The 13869-nt window shown below is 62.5% G+C and carries 21 protein-coding genes; 6 read left to right on the top strand and 15 right to left on the bottom strand.

What is annotated here, in order from left to right; translation table 11 throughout:
* Positions 1-155 precede the first annotated feature (155 nt).
* The gene (locus tag M3N53_06185; protein ID MDP9067919.1) at positions 156-533 is read right to left on the bottom strand and encodes a tautomerase family protein; all 378 of its coding nucleotides are present in this window, start codon (positions 531-533) and stop codon (positions 156-158) included.
* A gap of 538 nt (positions 534-1071) precedes the next feature.
* Here M3N53_06185 and M3N53_06180 point away from each other — a divergent pair.
* A complete protein-coding gene (locus tag M3N53_06180; GenBank protein MDP9067918.1) occupies positions 1072-1641 on the top strand; it encodes a hypothetical protein in 570 nt (189 codons plus the stop codon).
* 146 nt (positions 1642-1787) lie between these two features.
* Here M3N53_06180 and M3N53_06175 read toward each other — a convergent pair whose 3' ends face one another.
* The gene (locus tag M3N53_06175) at positions 1788-2180 is read right to left on the bottom strand and encodes a hypothetical protein (protein MDP9067917.1); all 393 of its coding nucleotides are present in this window, start codon (positions 2178-2180) and stop codon (positions 1788-1790) included.
* Between the two features lie 86 nt (positions 2181-2266).
* The gene (locus M3N53_06170) at positions 2267-2431 is read right to left on the bottom strand and encodes a single-stranded DNA-binding protein (protein ID MDP9067916.1); all 165 of its coding nucleotides are present in this window, start codon (positions 2429-2431) and stop codon (positions 2267-2269) included.
* 53 nt (positions 2432-2484) lie between these two features.
* Between M3N53_06170 and M3N53_06165 the strand changes: the two genes are divergently transcribed.
* Positions 2485-2832 (top strand): PadR family transcriptional regulator, encoded by a 348-nt coding sequence (locus M3N53_06165; protein MDP9067915.1) that lies wholly within the window; start codon positions 2485-2487, stop codon positions 2830-2832.
* A complete protein-coding gene (locus tag M3N53_06160; protein MDP9067914.1) occupies positions 2829-3473 on the top strand; it encodes a DUF1700 domain-containing protein in 645 nt (214 codons plus the stop codon). The genes M3N53_06165 and M3N53_06160 overlap by 4 nt, the downstream gene beginning before the upstream one ends.
* Positions 3474-3530: 57 nt before the next feature.
* Here the strand turns inward: M3N53_06160 and M3N53_06155 are convergent, their stop codons facing one another.
* From M3N53_06155 to M3N53_06145, 3 genes are all read right to left on the bottom strand, one after another.
* The gene (locus tag M3N53_06155) at positions 3531-3743 is read right to left on the bottom strand and encodes a hypothetical protein (GenBank protein MDP9067913.1); all 213 of its coding nucleotides are present in this window, start codon (positions 3741-3743) and stop codon (positions 3531-3533) included.
* Positions 3744-3856: 113 nt separating this feature from the next.
* Positions 3857-4099, bottom strand: a complete 243-nt coding sequence (locus tag M3N53_06150; protein MDP9067912.1) for a hypothetical protein — start codon at positions 4097-4099, stop codon at positions 3857-3859.
* Between the two features lie 31 nt (positions 4100-4130).
* Positions 4131-4373, bottom strand: a complete 243-nt coding sequence (locus M3N53_06145; GenBank protein ID MDP9067911.1) for a single-stranded DNA-binding protein — start codon at positions 4371-4373, stop codon at positions 4131-4133.
* A gap of 1051 nt (positions 4374-5424) precedes the next feature.
* On the opposite strand from M3N53_06145, the gene M3N53_06140 reads away from it, so the two are divergent.
* Positions 5425-6192, top strand: coding sequence for a class I SAM-dependent methyltransferase (locus M3N53_06140; protein ID MDP9067910.1), 768 nt, complete (start codon positions 5425-5427; stop codon positions 6190-6192).
* A gap of 97 nt (positions 6193-6289) precedes the next feature.
* Here the strand turns inward: M3N53_06140 and M3N53_06135 are convergent, their stop codons facing one another.
* The 7 genes from M3N53_06135 to M3N53_06105 form a co-directional block, all read right to left on the bottom strand.
* The gene (locus tag M3N53_06135; protein MDP9067909.1) at positions 6290-7282 is read right to left on the bottom strand and encodes a GGDEF domain-containing protein; all 993 of its coding nucleotides are present in this window, start codon (positions 7280-7282) and stop codon (positions 6290-6292) included.
* Positions 7283-7886: 604 nt separating this feature from the next.
* A complete protein-coding gene (locus M3N53_06130) occupies positions 7887-8831 on the bottom strand; it encodes a hypothetical protein (protein MDP9067908.1) in 945 nt (314 codons plus the stop codon).
* 65 nt (positions 8832-8896) lie between these two features.
* Positions 8897-9307, bottom strand: a complete 411-nt coding sequence (locus tag M3N53_06125; GenBank protein ID MDP9067907.1) for a hypothetical protein — start codon at positions 9305-9307, stop codon at positions 8897-8899.
* 51 nt (positions 9308-9358) lie between these two features.
* Positions 9359-9646, bottom strand: coding sequence for a hypothetical protein (locus M3N53_06120; protein MDP9067906.1), 288 nt, complete (start codon positions 9644-9646; stop codon positions 9359-9361).
* A 9-nt stretch (positions 9647-9655) separates the two neighbouring features.
* Positions 9656-9895 (bottom strand): hypothetical protein, encoded by a 240-nt coding sequence (locus tag M3N53_06115; protein ID MDP9067905.1) that lies wholly within the window; start codon positions 9893-9895, stop codon positions 9656-9658.
* A 36-nt stretch (positions 9896-9931) separates the two neighbouring features.
* Entirely contained in the window at positions 9932-10297 is a 366-nt protein-coding gene (locus M3N53_06110) for a hypothetical protein (GenBank protein ID MDP9067904.1), read from the bottom strand.
* Between the two features lie 105 nt (positions 10298-10402).
* Entirely contained in the window at positions 10403-10717 is a 315-nt protein-coding gene (locus tag M3N53_06105) for a hypothetical protein (GenBank protein ID MDP9067903.1), read from the bottom strand.
* 345 nt (positions 10718-11062) lie between these two features.
* Between M3N53_06105 and M3N53_06100 the strand changes: the two genes are divergently transcribed.
* Positions 11063-11614, top strand: coding sequence for a hypothetical protein (locus tag M3N53_06100; GenBank protein MDP9067902.1), 552 nt, complete (start codon positions 11063-11065; stop codon positions 11612-11614).
* Here the strand turns inward: M3N53_06100 and M3N53_06095 are convergent.
* Positions 11598-11906, bottom strand: coding sequence for a hypothetical protein (locus M3N53_06095; protein MDP9067901.1), 309 nt, complete (start codon positions 11904-11906; stop codon positions 11598-11600). The two genes, M3N53_06100 and M3N53_06095, sit on opposite strands and share 17 nt — an antisense overlap.
* Before the next feature lie 276 nt (positions 11907-12182).
* On the bottom strand, positions 12183-13220 hold the full coding sequence (locus M3N53_06090) for a sigma-70 family RNA polymerase sigma factor (GenBank protein MDP9067900.1): 1038 nt from the start codon (positions 13218-13220) through the stop codon (positions 12183-12185).
* Positions 13221-13608: 388 nt separating this feature from the next.
* Here M3N53_06090 and M3N53_06085 point away from each other — a divergent pair, with 388 nt between their 5' ends.
* Positions 13609-13842, top strand: coding sequence for a hypothetical protein (locus M3N53_06085; GenBank protein ID MDP9067899.1), 234 nt, complete (start codon positions 13609-13611; stop codon positions 13840-13842).
* The last annotated feature ends 27 nt before the right edge of the window (positions 13843-13869 follow it).

Here is a 13869-nt window from a genome sequence, read left to right as displayed (position 1 = left end):
TACGCGTTTTGTTTCTCCTCGGCCGAGGACGCAGCCGCAGAAGCGCCATAGGCCGATCCCCGCGTCGAAGCCCGGCCGAAGCCGGGCCCCGAACGTGCCGGGTTGGGAGGGGTTACCCGGCGGCCGCCGCAGGGGCCGCGTACTGGTTTGGCTCCTTAGACGTTTAGGTCAACTCCAAGATCCCGTTCGCTCGCTGGTATACCTCCGCTTCCCCAGTTATCCAGCGGCGGCTCTATGACAACTATGTTGATGTCGCTTCCTGCGATGCCGAGCTCTCCCAGTTTGTCCACGATTCCCCGATACAGATTGCGCTTAGCCGCTAGGGACCGCCCTGGATACATCGTGATCGTCACCATCGTGTAGTTCGGGCTCGGGGTGTCGAAGTCCTCGGCCTCATGCTCTATCAACCGCTGGTGGCGATGACTGTCGGGAATCTTGAGCGCCTCGACGAGGGCCTCGTGGATCGCGTCGAACACCAACTTCTTTCCACAGGGCAGGCGTCCCTTGACAAACTCCAATTGAACCAGAGGCATCGTCAGAAACTACATGGTCGTGTCACGTCGCGAGAGACGCCTCCGGTACAACCGGAGGCGTCCGTGCCTAAGTCCTCGTCTACGCGCTCTGCTTTGCGTCGGCCCAGGAGCCCTTATCTGAGGCCGAGTTCAAACCCTCTTCGGTGGACCTGGCTACCTCTGCGGTAGCGAGCTGAAGATCCGGTCCCACGTGGGTTACCTGGATCTCGACGCCGACACGGGTGAGATTCCGGGGCATTCGCCGCGCTCGCGCCCACCGCTCAAAGGGCCTCCGTCGGAATCGAAGCATCCGAGCGGGAAGAAGAGAATCAGGGTCAGGAGGCCGGCCGCCACCCAATGATGACGGCGAGCGTACGACCGCGACGAATGCCGGAAGGCGCCTGCGTCGTCATCTCTTCTTCATACGCTTCCGGCCAAGGTCGCAGCGCACCGGCTGAGCGGTCACACAGAATAACGAAGCCAAGCAACCGGTGAAGGACCACGCCGTTGTAATCAGTGACGGGACGTCATCCTCGGCAGAGAGCGGGAGGTACCCAGATTGCATCGCATCAAGAGAGTTCTCGCACCGGTGCTCGCACTAATGGTCCTGACGAGTCCCGCTTTCGCTCACACTCAGACGCGGCTCGACGGGGATGACTCGGCGGGCGCGCTCGATCTCGTAGCCGCTCGTCAGAAGCACCAAGGTTCGCCGAAGAAGCTGATATTGAAACTCGTTACTTATGAGAAGTGGCAGCAACTCGGAGGCATGACTTTCGTCTCGTTCGAATTCGACAAGAACAACGATGGCGAGCCCGAACGCTGCCTCGACATCGCTCTCGACGGAACGCTCCAGTCCACCATGTACAAGGGGACCTTCGCTGGCTGCGTTCAGCAGTTCGAAGAGCAACAGGTCGGCACTCGCCTCGCTAGTCGGCCCGACCAGCACAGCATCAAGGTCGCGATCCCAGAACGGTGGCTGAGTCGTAACTCAAAGGCGTACAGGTGGAGGGCCGCGACCTCGTTCGAAGAGGAGCACCACGCCGACTGCCCGCCGCCCGAGAATCTTCCACCCGAAAGGCGATACGGGACCTGTGTCGACTTCACTCGCTGGAAGAGGCACTCATTCTGACGTTTCTCCGCACGAGAGTTGCAGCGCGCCGTGGGATCGACCGAGTGCGGATCTCTTGCCAGCGTCCGACTTCGTCCAAGCCGGGCTCCGAACGTGCCGGGTGAGGAGGGTTTACCCGGCGGCAGCCGCAGGGGCCGCGTTTGTCCCTAGGCCGACTCTTGGCGCATTTCTAGGTTGTAAAAGCGACGCGTTGTCGGCACCAACAAGAGCGTCAGCATCGTCACCACAAGGACCGACTCGATCACATGAAGTATCGGGTGGTGTCCGCCCGGAGTAGTCGCCATCTCGATCTCGATCGCAGAGACCACGAAGTAGATCCCCGTCGCCACGATGGCGACGAGCCACGCCATCTTGGATCCTCGCCACGCCAGATAGCTCACTACGAACCCAGGTAACCATCCGAGGATGCTGGAGCCGCCGTACCAGATGAATGCCGCCCAATAGACGAAGGTGACGACGAAGACCGCTACGTACGCCTGAAGGGAACCAGGCCGCGGGTGTGACGATGAAAGAGGTCCGTATGGGCCGGATTCGGGCATCGATTTGAGTATCGCGTGTAGTTCTGCCGATTTCAGTCCGCGAGAAAGCCTCCGGCGTCGCCGGAGGCTCCTCTAAACGGCAGAACCTATGCGCTCTGCTTCTCCTCGGCCGGAGTGCGGTTTACTTCGGCCGACTGGAACTGAAGATCCGGCCCCACGTGGGTGACCTGGATCTCGACGCTCTGACGCTTGTTGCCGTCGTTGTCCTGCCAGCTTCGCTGGACGAGCTTGCCGGCGACGAAGACCCGCATGCCCTTCTTGAGGGGCCGCCCGGTATCAGGCGACACCTGCTACCATGCACCACATGGTACCTGGAGAGACCGAGAACCGACTGGTAAGCCAGATGCGACGGGGGACACTCGAGTACTGCGTCCTAGCCGTCCTCAAGAAGGGCGAGCGCTATGCCTTCGATCTCGTCAAGATGCTCGCCAGCGTCGACGGGATGGTGACCTCGGAGGGAACGCTCTACCCCCTGCTGACACGGCTCCGCAAGGACGGGCTCGTCCGGTCTTCGTGGGAGGAGTCACCGAAGGGGCCGCCTCGGCGCTATTACCGGTTAACCCCCAAGGGACGCGGCGCTCTCAAGGACTTCACACAGGAATGGCGGCGATTCAGATCATCCGTGGACGAGCTGATTGAGGAGGACGAATGAACGCAACTGCACATCCGGCTGCCGAGCGCTATCTCAAGGAACTGGACCGGGCCTTAACCGACCTCCCGCGGGATCGACGCCACGAGATCGTGAACGAGATCCGGGGTCACATCGACGAAGCCACCCCGCCGGGGGTTGGCGACGCGCAGGTTCGCAACGTCCTCGAGGAGCTGGGTGATCCGCAGACCATCGCGGCCGACGCTCGGGAACGTCTCGGGATAACGAGTAACCGCGGCGGCGCTGTCGAGGGCGCGGCCATCCTTCTGCTCTTGATCGGTGGGTTCATCATCCCGCTGCCGATGCGACCCTTCATCCTTCCTGGGATCGGATGGCTTGCGGGAGTCGTCTTGTTGTGGATCTCTCCCGTATGGAAGACGCGCGAGAAAGTGATCGGCACGCTCATCGTCCCCGGAGGACTTGCGCTGCCTTACTTCCTCCGCTTCGTTTCGATCGGGGGGGAAGTTTGTGAGGCTGTCGAGTCCCGGCCGGGTCGTCGCCCGCGCCTCGATGTCTCCACCTGCTATTCGACCGGCCCTGAGCCGTGGATGATGGCCATAGTGATTGGGCTTCTGGTTGTGGCTTCTATCGCGACCGCGATTTATCTCGGGCGAAAGGCGTGGAGACCATCACCAAGCGGTTAACTATGCATAACGCGAGAAAGCCCCCGCTTGCCCGGAGGCTTTCTTATCGCAGACGAGTTATGCGCTCTGCTTCTCCTTGGCCGAGGACGCAGCCGAAGGACCGTCCGAGGCCGCACCCAAACCCTCTGCGGTGGACTTAAATACCTCTGCGGTGGCGAACTGAAGATCCGGCCCCACGTGCGTGACCTGGATCTCGACGCTCTGGCGCCTTGTTGCCGTCGTTGTCCTGCCAGCCCGCCGGACGAGCTTGCCGGCCACGAAGACCCGCATCCCCTTCTTCAGGGTGTGCGCTGCGTTCTCGGCGACCGATCGCCATGCCGTGCAGCGGCCTCAGGGAACGATTCCGATCTCGCCCACGCCCAGCGCTCCTTACTGACTCACGATCAGCGGCTCTTCGTCCCACCGGACGCGCTCCCGAGCAGGGACGAGACGATCCAGGAGATAACGAAGGCAATAGATGCAACGATGATGGCTTTTCCGGTCGTCAGCCAAAGGGAATCGTCCGGCTCGCGCCACATAAAGAAGTACAGGAAGAAGAACGCGAACCCTAACGTTGCGGCGGTGGATAGAGGTCGCGAGTCGCCACGAAGGCCAACGTAGGTCAGCCAGTCGCGTGGCTCGGCCACAGAAACCTCCTTAGCGTCTTAATCACCATCATTACACCCGCATGTGGTCTTTCCAACTCCTCATCCCGCGACTACTACTGACACCACGCTTGCCGCTGAGGTCGCCTTGCGACCGAAGGCGGAATCTCAACCCGTCGTTGACGTCTTGCCACTCGCCGTTGTGCTTGGAGCGGTGGCTGACCGCGACGGTGAAGCCTGCAAGGGCCGCGCCGCTCTGCGTGTAACGAAGCTCGGGATCGTCGGTGATGTTTCCGACTAGAGCGACCTGGTTCATGGTCCTACCTCCTTCGCGCCTCCTGCGGCGCTTAGACGTTCTTACGGCCCGTGTTTCAGGGCGGAGATAGCGACGAGGTCAACCGATCCGCAGGAAGTGAGCACTCATGAGCGCGCAACGTGCGGTTGACCGAAGGAGCGGCCGTCCTAACGTGCCGTCAAGAAGAACGTCTGACACGGAGGCGAAGGAGGCTCGCCAAGACCAAGTGAGGTCTGGGAACATCTCCGAATGAGACGATTCGACAAGCTGGTGCGCCACGGGATCCAAGAGATCTCGTAACCGCTAAGGGATGAAACGCCTGCCGCGTTTCGGAAAAGAACGCACGACAGAAGCGGCCGCGAGATATAGCCAGACCTATAGCTCTTGTCGCAGATCTAGTTCGTAATGAATTATCGATTCACCCGCGTGGATCTTTTCTCGACCAGATTTTTTGAATCCGAGCCTTTCGTATAGACGAGTTGCTCGCTCGTTGTCGCTCTGGGTCCATAACTGTGCCTTGTCATAGTTGCGGATACGGGCACGTCTAAGGATGGCGGAGACCAATTCACGACCGATCCCTTTCCCCCAATGTTCCGGGCTCACGAACACCGCCGAGATATGAATGAGACCCGCGACGGGAGGACCGGCGCCGTCATCGGAGCGTCCTTGTCGCCCGAGGACAAGGCCCACCAACCTGCCGTCCTCCTCCGCCACGACAACGAGCGAATCCGGGGAGTGAAGCGAGAGCCTGAATCCCTCTCCACGTAAGGATCGAGATCGCTCGCCTGTCCGTGCAGCATGGGCGTCCACCCACAGAGCGACTGCGTCTTTGTCATCGCCGACTTGACCGTCTCGGATCTTCATGCGTTTAAGTATCGGCCCGAGAACCACTGTCAGAGGCATGCCGACCGAAGTCGCAGCGCGGCAAGCGAGACCGCCCGAGTGCCGGACTTCACGCGCAGCGGGCAATTGTGGAGGAGTTAGGGGACCACGGTCGAGGCAACACGTAGCTCGATTTGGCGGAGCCGCCCTGAAGTGACGTCGGAACGAGCCACTCCCGTACCGTCTACACATGAACGAAGACGTCCAAAACCCCTTCGCGACAGCCGAAGGAGCACGTCGCTACCAGCGCGGGCGGCCGTTCCACCACCCGCGTTCGCTCGAGAAGATCTTCGGGCTTCTAGAGCGAACGCGTGTCACGCGCGCGCTGGACGTCGCATGCGGAACGGGGTTGTCGACGGTCGCTCTCGCAGATCGTGCCGACCTTGTCGTTGGAGTGGATGCGACCGAAGCCATGGTCGCGGTCGCACCTCATGGCACCAACATCTTCTATAGCGTGGCGCAGGCCGAAAGGCTGCCTTTCAAGTCCCGGGTATTCGACCTCGTGACGGTGGCCTCGGGGGTGCATTGGTTCCAGCAGTCGGATTTCTTCGCTGAGGCCGCTCGTGTCCTCGATCGAGGTGGGGCGCTGGCCTTCTACGACCATCCGCTGGAGGGCGCAGTCGATGAACCCGCGATCGACGGTTGGCTAGAACAAACGTTCGAAAGGAGGTATCCGACGCCAGCACATGGCTCGAGGCCGGACCGGGATCTGGGGCATCCAGCGGAGTACGTCGAGCTCGGCGCGCTGGACTTCGACGACGACATCTGGTTCACGCACGACGAGTTCGTTTTGTATCTGATGTCCAATAGCAACACGATCAGCGCGAATGCCGAAGGACGAGAGACCGCCGAAGAGACGCAGACGTGCCTACGAGCTGAGACCGAGCGATGGTTCGCCGGCGGGGCACTTCACAAGTTCAGGTTCCGCGGGATCATCCGCTGCTTCCGACTCGTGTAGGAACAACTTTGCGCCGCGCCTCTACGAAAGCACGTCTAGCGCCACAGCGATGGCTGCGGAGGATTCACACCAGCAGTGCTTTTCGATGTTCTGGTCATTACCCGTCGCCGCGCGGGCCCCGGTGCCACTCCTCGGTGAGCTTCAGGGCTTGCTTGACTGCTCGCTCAAGCGACGCGCCGCCAGGCGCATCATCAGGGAGGGTCGCAACCGCAGTACTCACGGTCGCGTGTACTCCCTCCCGCAACCGCGCGGTCTGTTCTTGGACCGACCGTGCGACCGAAAGAGCGTAGTCGCGCCCCGCGCTCGGCAGCAGCATGACGAACTCATTGCCGCCATAGCGCGCCACGACATCGAAGTCGCGGGCGTGTGCGGCTAGACACGCCGCGGCACGCCGTAGGAGTTGGTCGCCAACAAGATGGCCGAAGTCTTCGTTGATATCGCGCAACCCGAGAACGTGGAACATGACCAGGCTCACGCGCCCACCCCTTTCAACGGCACGCCTCGTCTCCCGCCGGAGCGCTGACTCGAACGCTCGCCGCACCAAGACACCGGTCATCGGATCGACGCGCGCGAGGGACTGCTTCTGCTGTGCGAGCCGAGCGTCGAGCAATAGCGACCCCACGTAGCTGGCGAGTTCCCACAGGTCGTAGAGCGTCACGGCGCTTACCGGTCCTGACCCCGGGACCCGGACGACGAGAGTGCCGAACAGCGACGGCTCGGAAAAGAGCGGCAGAACGATCAGGCGCTTCGTGGCGCCGATCAACCGTCCCAGCGCGGGGTTCTCGACGATGTCAAACTCATCGATCAAGAGGATCTCCTGATCGAGACACGCCCGACGCACGACGGGATCGACACCGAGGCGGATCGGCGGATGCTCGGGACGAACGGAGACGGCGACGCTGAGCATGTCGCCCTCTCCCGAGCGCGCATCCCAGCTCACCACATCCGCATCTACCTCTCTGCTGGGGGCGAATACCCAGAGGTGGTCTGCCTCTCCGGCGGCGACCACCAATGGGTCGAGACCAAAAGCGCGCTTGACCTGGCGGACCAACGCGTTTGCGATCTCGCGCTCGGTTCCGCGCGCGACCAAACCACCTTGAGGCGTGCGATCGCTATCGACGGACGGCTCCTTCAGTGGGAGCTTGACACTGTCACCGAAGTCGAATGTCGCCTATTCTCAGCCGGGTGTTCCCTCGTCACTAGGTGTCCTTTCTGCAGCGGCACCAGGAGTTACGTCGCTGCTAGACACGCCACTACGCGACCCTGTTTGCTCAGCGCGCTCCTGTCGTGGCGTCGACCAAGATGATTGTGCCCATCACGAGGGCAGCGAATACCACGACACCGCAGATAGCGGGGCGTACCGCCAGCGATCCTCAAGCACTCCCCACGCGAGCACTGCTTCAATGACTCCAATGACGGCAAGGAGCGGCGCTACGACGCCGAGCCAAGGGACGACCACCACTCCAACTGCGATCAGCCCGAAGAGCCAAGCAGCGACACCGCGTCTTCTTCCGGTTCGCTCCACGGAATGTGGCGCGCCCATATCGGGAACGTACTGTGCCGCGAGGGCCGAACGCTAGACGCTCCGGCGCTCCACCGCGTCAAAACGTGGAAGAAGTACATGTCATTCGTGCCCGATCACGGCGCCGTCGGTGTCCCTCCGATCGGAGGCCGACCCTGCGAGCGGCAGCCTCCTACGGCTGTTGCTCGCACTCAAACATGCTCTCCGCGCTGCAAGTATCGATACCGTCCTTGCCGTGCGCTGCGTCGAAATCTCCCCGTCCGCCCACCAGCTGATCGTCGCCGTCTTCGCCAACCATGAGGTCGTTCCCACGGCCGCCCGCGACGACGTCATCTCCCCACTGGGTATAGATCACGTCATCTCCTGATCCACCCGAGACACGGTCGTCACCGTCGTGGTCACACGGTTCCTGGAAGTGGTAGTACCCGTTCCCCGAATACAACTCGTCATCGCCGCCCCGGCCCCGGACGACGTTCGCTCCCTCCTCGGCGTAGATGAAGTTGCGGCGATGGTCCCCGACGAGCACGTGGGGCAACGGATTGCAGTTCATCACGACGATGTCCTCGACGCTGGCTCGCGCGATCGTGTCGTTGCCCTCGCCCCCAGCGGTGATGCCCCGGCCCAGATCAACCGTGGCTGCTTCAGTGGCGGAGACGATGAAGGTGTCGCGACCCCGACCTCCGTCCACGACGTCATCCCCGATCGCCGGCACTAGTTTGTCCGAGCCGCGATCGCCGAGAACGACGTCGCGGGCCGCATCCGGGTCCGTCGGGATCCCGCACCCTTCGCCCCCAACGACATCCGGGCCACGTCCTCCTCGGACCTGGTCGGCGCCGGACGGACTCTCACAATCGAAGTCTCCATTCACGGTGTCGCTGCCCGGCCCGCCGCATAGGAGGTCGTCACCGCCGTACCCGAAGATCTTGTCGTTTCCACGGCCGCCGACGATCACATCCCTCCCCTCTGTCCCTCGCAAGGTGTCATCGGCGGTAGTGCCTACGATCGTCGCCGGCTCGCCGAAACAAGTCGGCGCCGATCCACCCGCGTGACCTGCAGGTATGACCACTGTCACCGCGACCCCGAACGCGATAGCTGAATAAGCCGCCCGATCGAGCATCCGTCCTCCTGTCCCAACCGACACGTTACCCCCGCGACGAAGTGAGCGCGGCGACGTTGCTAGGCCTAGCTCAGGTCCCAACCGTTGAGCTCAGGCGTGCGACGCATCTGTTTCTCCTGACGACGGTTCATGGTCCATGCGAGGGCGAACAGCAGCGGGAAACCGAAGGTGAACAGCACCGCGCGCAGGTCCACATCTCCACGCAACCGGGTCGCTCCCGCGAGTAATAGCCCGACGCCGATGAACAGCATCTGCCTCCGCGAGAAGGCGTGAGTCGTTGCTGTGAGCGCCACACGAACCGCTGTTTGCGCACGACGGGCCTCCTCGGGGTCAGAGATGACCTGCTCACTGCGCGCCAACTTCGCGTAGCGCCATCGGTCGCGCAACGGGAGCTTCAGCTGTTCTCGCATGTCGGGGTCGCCACGCATCGCGAAGCGGTTTGCTGCCCAGCCACGCACCGAGTCCCGCTGCAGCAACGGCCAACACGATGCCGGTCAACAGCAGCGGCCCTGGCATCAGTCAGAGACCTACCTGGTTGGCCACTTGGTCGGGGAACCGGTCAGTCCTTCGTTGCGCTTGCGACGCCACGGGACATAGAAGACGAGAAATGTGACGATGAGGGTCAGCAGGATCGCGATCGCGACACCTCGTTCCAGAAACACGTCGAGAAGGCCGATTAGGCCGACAACAGCCAGTGCAGCTACACCGCGGATGATCGAATACCGCCGCCAGTCGAACCTGTGCTTCGGATCGTGGGGGTTGTAGATCAGCGTCTTGTCGTCCCACTCAGCTGTCCGGTCCGTCCACTTGCCCACGGAGATGTTCTACCCGCTATCGCCTCGTGCGTCCCGCGCCTGTCGCTCGGCTCGGCGCTCGTCGTGTGCGTGGTAGATGCCGTGACCGAGAGGCCTCGTCCTCAAGGAATGCGGGAGCCAGCGCAACCGAACACGGGGCTGGTTGGACGCGGCCTTCAACCTCCCGGCCGCGTAGGCCCAGAACAAGGCGAAAAGGACGACGAGGAACAGCACGACACCGCTGATCGCAAGCCACTGCATCACGCTCATCTACATCCTCTCGGATAAGGCCCCACGATCAGCGACTCATACGTCCAGGAACGCGCCCACAGCAACCACCGGATATCCGATCATCGGCACCCACAGCACCGCAAGTGCGGCAGTCGAGCTACCCCGATCCGTAGCCCGGAGGAAGTCCACAGCTGCGTACGTGGCAGTCGCCACCAGCAAGGCGCCTATGGCGATCGAGAACTCCGCAGTCCGCAGCACGAAGTAATAGATGAAGAACGGTCCTAGGAGAACCAGCAGCATCAGGATCTCGGCACCCACGAATCCCCAGTCCCCTGAACGCAGCGCCGCCAGCACGGCCGCTCCCACCAAGACCAGTGCCACGAGCCCAGGGATCACCAGGCCCAACACGAGTCGCACTCTCTTGCCCACGTCATCGCCCATAGGCATAGCCTATGAAGTTCCGCCTAACGCCGACGGTCTAAGCACAGACGCAGCCGACGACGCTCGTGTCGCGCTCCTGCCGCTCCGTTGCAGACGGTCGGCACGCTACGGCATCCGCTCCGACTTCCGATACTTCAGCCCGGCCCACACGATCACGACCAGCGGAAGCAGGATCAACAGGACGATCGCGGGCAGGAAGCGCCTGATGTCGTCTCCCACGATCAGAGCTGTGATTCCGACACCACCCACGACGATCAAGTTCCCGGCACGGGCATGCCGGGTGATCACGTCGCGCCTTCGCGTCGCCTCGTGCGCCTTGCGAAGGTGGTACGCGACCAGCGGCACGAACAGGATCAGTAACCCCACGACGCCCACGACGCGTCCACTCACTGGCCCCTCCGCTTCGAAGTCAGACATCATCGTCCTCTGCTTCGCGCCATCACGAGACCGCGCACGCACCGCGAGTCCACTGAGTCCGAAGTCCCGATGCGCTAGCGGCCACCCTTGATCGTAGAGCTCGAAGCCAGCAGGGCACGCTCTCCACCGGCATCATGCTGCCACTTCAGCGTTGTGGTCAGTACAACAGCAGTCGGCTCAGTCACGACGCCTTCTCCATCTCTTCATCATCCTCCGAGACGACCGTCAGGCACCCGAGGTGGACTTGGCGCACTCGACCATCCATCCGAGCGGTCTCCTTGATCCTCAGACCCCCCAGCCCAGCGTGCAACCCGAGGCCGTTGAACGACCTGTGACAATCGCCAGAAGATGACGACACAAGTCTCTGACCTGATGGCCGTCCTCGATCTCCTTGATGAGGCCGGAATCCACACGTGGGTTCACGGCGGCTGGGGCATAGATGCCCTTATCGGAACGCAGACGCGGCAACACAAGGACATCGATCTCCTCGTTCCGATCGAGTCTGCTGAACAGCTGAGACAGATCTTCAGGGCACCCGAATGGGAGACCACCAAGGACAACATGCCCGTCCAACTTGCTTTTGGGCGAAGAGACGGAGTCGCCGTGACCTTTGACCTGGTCACCCTCGACCACGAGGGCGGCGCTACGCAACAACTGTATGAAGGGGACAGCTGGGGCTCCGAGTTCTACTTCACGCCGGAAGGGCTCAGCGGCGAAGGCACGATCGGCCACCGAACGGTTCGATGCCTCACGCCAGAGCTCCAGGTCGAAACTCACCTTGGCTACGAACCAGACGACGGCGACCGGCGAGATATGACGCTGCTGGCGGAGCGCTTTGCCTTCCCGCTTCCGCCTCCTTATGGTCGCGGGAGCGATTCATCAATCAGGACGCCGCCTTAGCGGTCGTTTCTTCTACTGCGAGCGCCCGAAGTATCTCGCCGGCACACTGCACAACTCGCTCGCCTATCCCTTTGACCTTGCCGACGTCACCCGATGACCAGCGGGCGACGTAGGGGAAGCTGTAGTCGCCGGTGTCGAGTACGATCGCATCGCATACGGCGAATGCGACCGATTCGACCTCGGTCTCGGCGACCTCGCGACTTGCCACAGGACCCTCGGAACGGAGGAGAGCGTGGCCGAGCTCGTGGATCAGGGTCTTGACGGCTTGAGCCGGTGCTACATCGGGTCGCACCGATCTTCTTGTTGAGGAAGTCGCAGTACCCGTTCTCGTTGCCCTTGCGGTGACGACGACCTCGAACCCGACCGAACCGGCGTGAGCGATCAGCGCTGCTTACCAGGAGGCGTCAAGGGAAGCCCGCTTGAGCGGGCGGGGGAGGATAAGGAGCGACAGCGGTACCGCACCCGCCTTGACGGCGAGGCAGACGGGGCTAGAAGGAAGGAACTAGCCGCCGTGCGGAGGTGTGAAACTGCGGGTCACGAGTCGCTCACTCGGTGGAGGCGCTGCGGGTCAGGGCAGGCTCAGACGATGCCGGCGGTCCGTGCCTAGGCGCACTCGACCCTTCTTGTCGCGGAATCTGTACTGCACCTCCGCCTTCGCGCGTGTTTGCCCCTGGCCGATGTCGCACTCCCCGATACCAGTTGCACCCGTTTCAGTGCCGTCTGAACAACCGACGAACAATGACCCGTCGTCGGCCGTCCCGATCCGTACCCCCAGCGTTTCGATCTGCCCTTTTGCTGCTACCCCACCCATCCCCCCTAGTCGGCCTTTGGCCAAAGGCCGCTTCCTTCCTGTTCCAAGCAGGTCGTTCGCGTGGTCGAAAGCCTCTCTCGTCAGACCTCTAAGACCGTGGATGCTTGCGGGATCATGCATCTTCGACGCGGCCGAGGAAGCAATCACGTCCATTCGCGCGTTCGGAGCAACCATCACCGGGTCCGTGTCAGCTCGGCCATCTAGTCCCGACCTGTCAAATAGGTCACCCGGCAGCAAACCTCCTGCCACAACAACAGCCACGATCCCGACCGCTGCGTACGCGAGACCTTCTGCCTCGCGGGGGCCAAGGCGCGCAGACATACGGCCGGCGAAGTCGCGGGCCATGCCGGAAACCCTCTCGCCGAACACGACTCCCCAGCTTGACCCACGGTCTACCAAGCCTTCCAGTTCTCGCCGTGCTCGAACGCGCAGCATCCGGATCGCCCCGCGTCCCGACCTCACCGGCTCGTCCATCAGCCCAACCTCTGCAAGGAGGACTCCTCGATAATCCGGCTGGAGCTGCCGGAGAGCACGACCAACCGCTCTAAGTTCCGTCCGCGCCAGTCCCTCTCGTTCAACATCGGCGATCCCTGCTCGATCGGGTACCGCCCCGGTCACTTCTCGCCGTGCGGACTGTCGCCAGTAATCGCGCAAGACATTCACCGCGACGGCCTTGCCTAGTCCTGCGACCGGACGATCGGGATCGACGTCGTCCCACATCTTCCACAGCTTTATCCCGGTCTCCTGGACGATGTCGTCTGCGAGCCACTCAGGGACTCGCCGACGACGCAGCATCGAGCCAAGTTCGCGCGCTAGGGCGGGCCACTCAACCTCAAAAGACGCTCTTCCCTGATCTTCCACCGCCACCTCCATCTAGCCATGCCCAGTAAGCGCGTCTTGCCCCTCTTTATACGTGGCCACAACACGTGACGTCACTCGCGACGGTGCGGTTGTCGCAATACCGACGCTTGCCGTCATAAGCGCCCCTGGTCCCTCTGCCACGCGTGACGCGTCCCTCCCCGAATCCGTATCCCTCGCGACATGGTCATTGGCGAAACGCGACGACTCGGAGCTGGTGATGTCCTCATCTTCAAGGGACCTAGGTGGACCGGCGTGCGTGCTCATTCCTGTGGGGACAGATGTCCCGGCGGAATGGGCCGAGCGCGCCGTTCAAATGCTCCTCGTGCCCCTGCTTCCGGGGGAAGTCTCCTCCCTGATCGAAGGCAAACGGCAGCAGGCGCCTGGCGACCCCCTTTTTCTTGAGCTCGTAGCTCGCGGACGTGCCGCTCAGGACATCGCCAGGCAACTGGACATCACGGACCGCAGCGTCTACCGCCGGCTCGCTGCCCTGCGCGACGACTTCCGTGTCGCTACCAACGCGGAGCTCGCAGCTGAACTGGCGCGACGCGGATTTTGAAGGTCGCAAATCAGACGGGCTGCGTCA

Source organism: Actinomycetota bacterium (genome assembly GCA_030776625.1).
Classification (GTDB): Bacteria; Actinomycetota; CADDZG01; order CADDZG01; family WHSQ01; genus MB1-2.
Note: the sequence above shows the minus strand (reverse complement) of the source record. Positions and strands in the feature narration are given on the sequence as shown.

Coding starts and splice junctions, on each gene's coding strand:
- M3N53_06185 (MDP9067919.1), bottom strand. CDS start 533: ATGCCTCTGGTTCAATTGGAGTTTGTCAAGGGACGCCTGCCCTGTGGA.
- M3N53_06130 (MDP9067908.1), bottom strand. CDS start 8,831: ATGCTCGATCGGGCGGCTTATTCAGCTATCGCGTTCGGGGTCGCGGTG.
- M3N53_06115 (MDP9067905.1), bottom strand. CDS start 9,895: ATGAGCGTGATGCAGTGGCTTGCGATCAGCGGTGTCGTGCTGTTCCTC.
- M3N53_06110 (MDP9067904.1), bottom strand. CDS start 10,297: ATGGGCGATGACGTGGGCAAGAGAGTGCGACTCGTGTTGGGCCTGGTG.
- M3N53_06175 (MDP9067917.1), bottom strand. CDS start 2,180: ATGCCCGAATCCGGCCCATACGGACCTCTTTCATCGTCACACCCGCGG.
- M3N53_06105 (MDP9067903.1), bottom strand. CDS start 10,717: ATGATGTCTGACTTCGAAGCGGAGGGGCCAGTGAGTGGACGCGTCGTG.
- M3N53_06145 (MDP9067911.1), bottom strand. CDS start 4,373: ATGAACCAGGTCGCTCTAGTCGGAAACATCACCGACGATCCCGAGCTT.
- M3N53_06090 (MDP9067900.1), bottom strand. CDS start 13,220: ATGCTGCGTCGTCGGCGAGTCCCTGAGTGGCTCGCAGACGACATCGTC.
- M3N53_06155 (MDP9067913.1), bottom strand. CDS start 3,743: ATGCGGGTCTTCGTGGCCGGCAAGCTCGTCCGGCGGGCTGGCAGGACA.
- M3N53_06165 (MDP9067915.1), top strand. CDS start 2,485: ATGGTACCTGGAGAGACCGAGAACCGACTGGTAAGCCAGATGCGACGG.
- M3N53_06170 (MDP9067916.1), bottom strand. CDS start 2,431: ATGCGGGTCTTCGTCGCCGGCAAGCTCGTCCAGCGAAGCTGGCAGGAC.
- M3N53_06140 (MDP9067910.1), top strand. CDS start 5,425: ATGAACGAAGACGTCCAAAACCCCTTCGCGACAGCCGAAGGAGCACGT.
- M3N53_06160 (MDP9067914.1), top strand. CDS start 2,829: ATGAACGCAACTGCACATCCGGCTGCCGAGCGCTATCTCAAGGAACTG.
- M3N53_06100 (MDP9067902.1), top strand. CDS start 11,063: ATGACGACACAAGTCTCTGACCTGATGGCCGTCCTCGATCTCCTTGAT.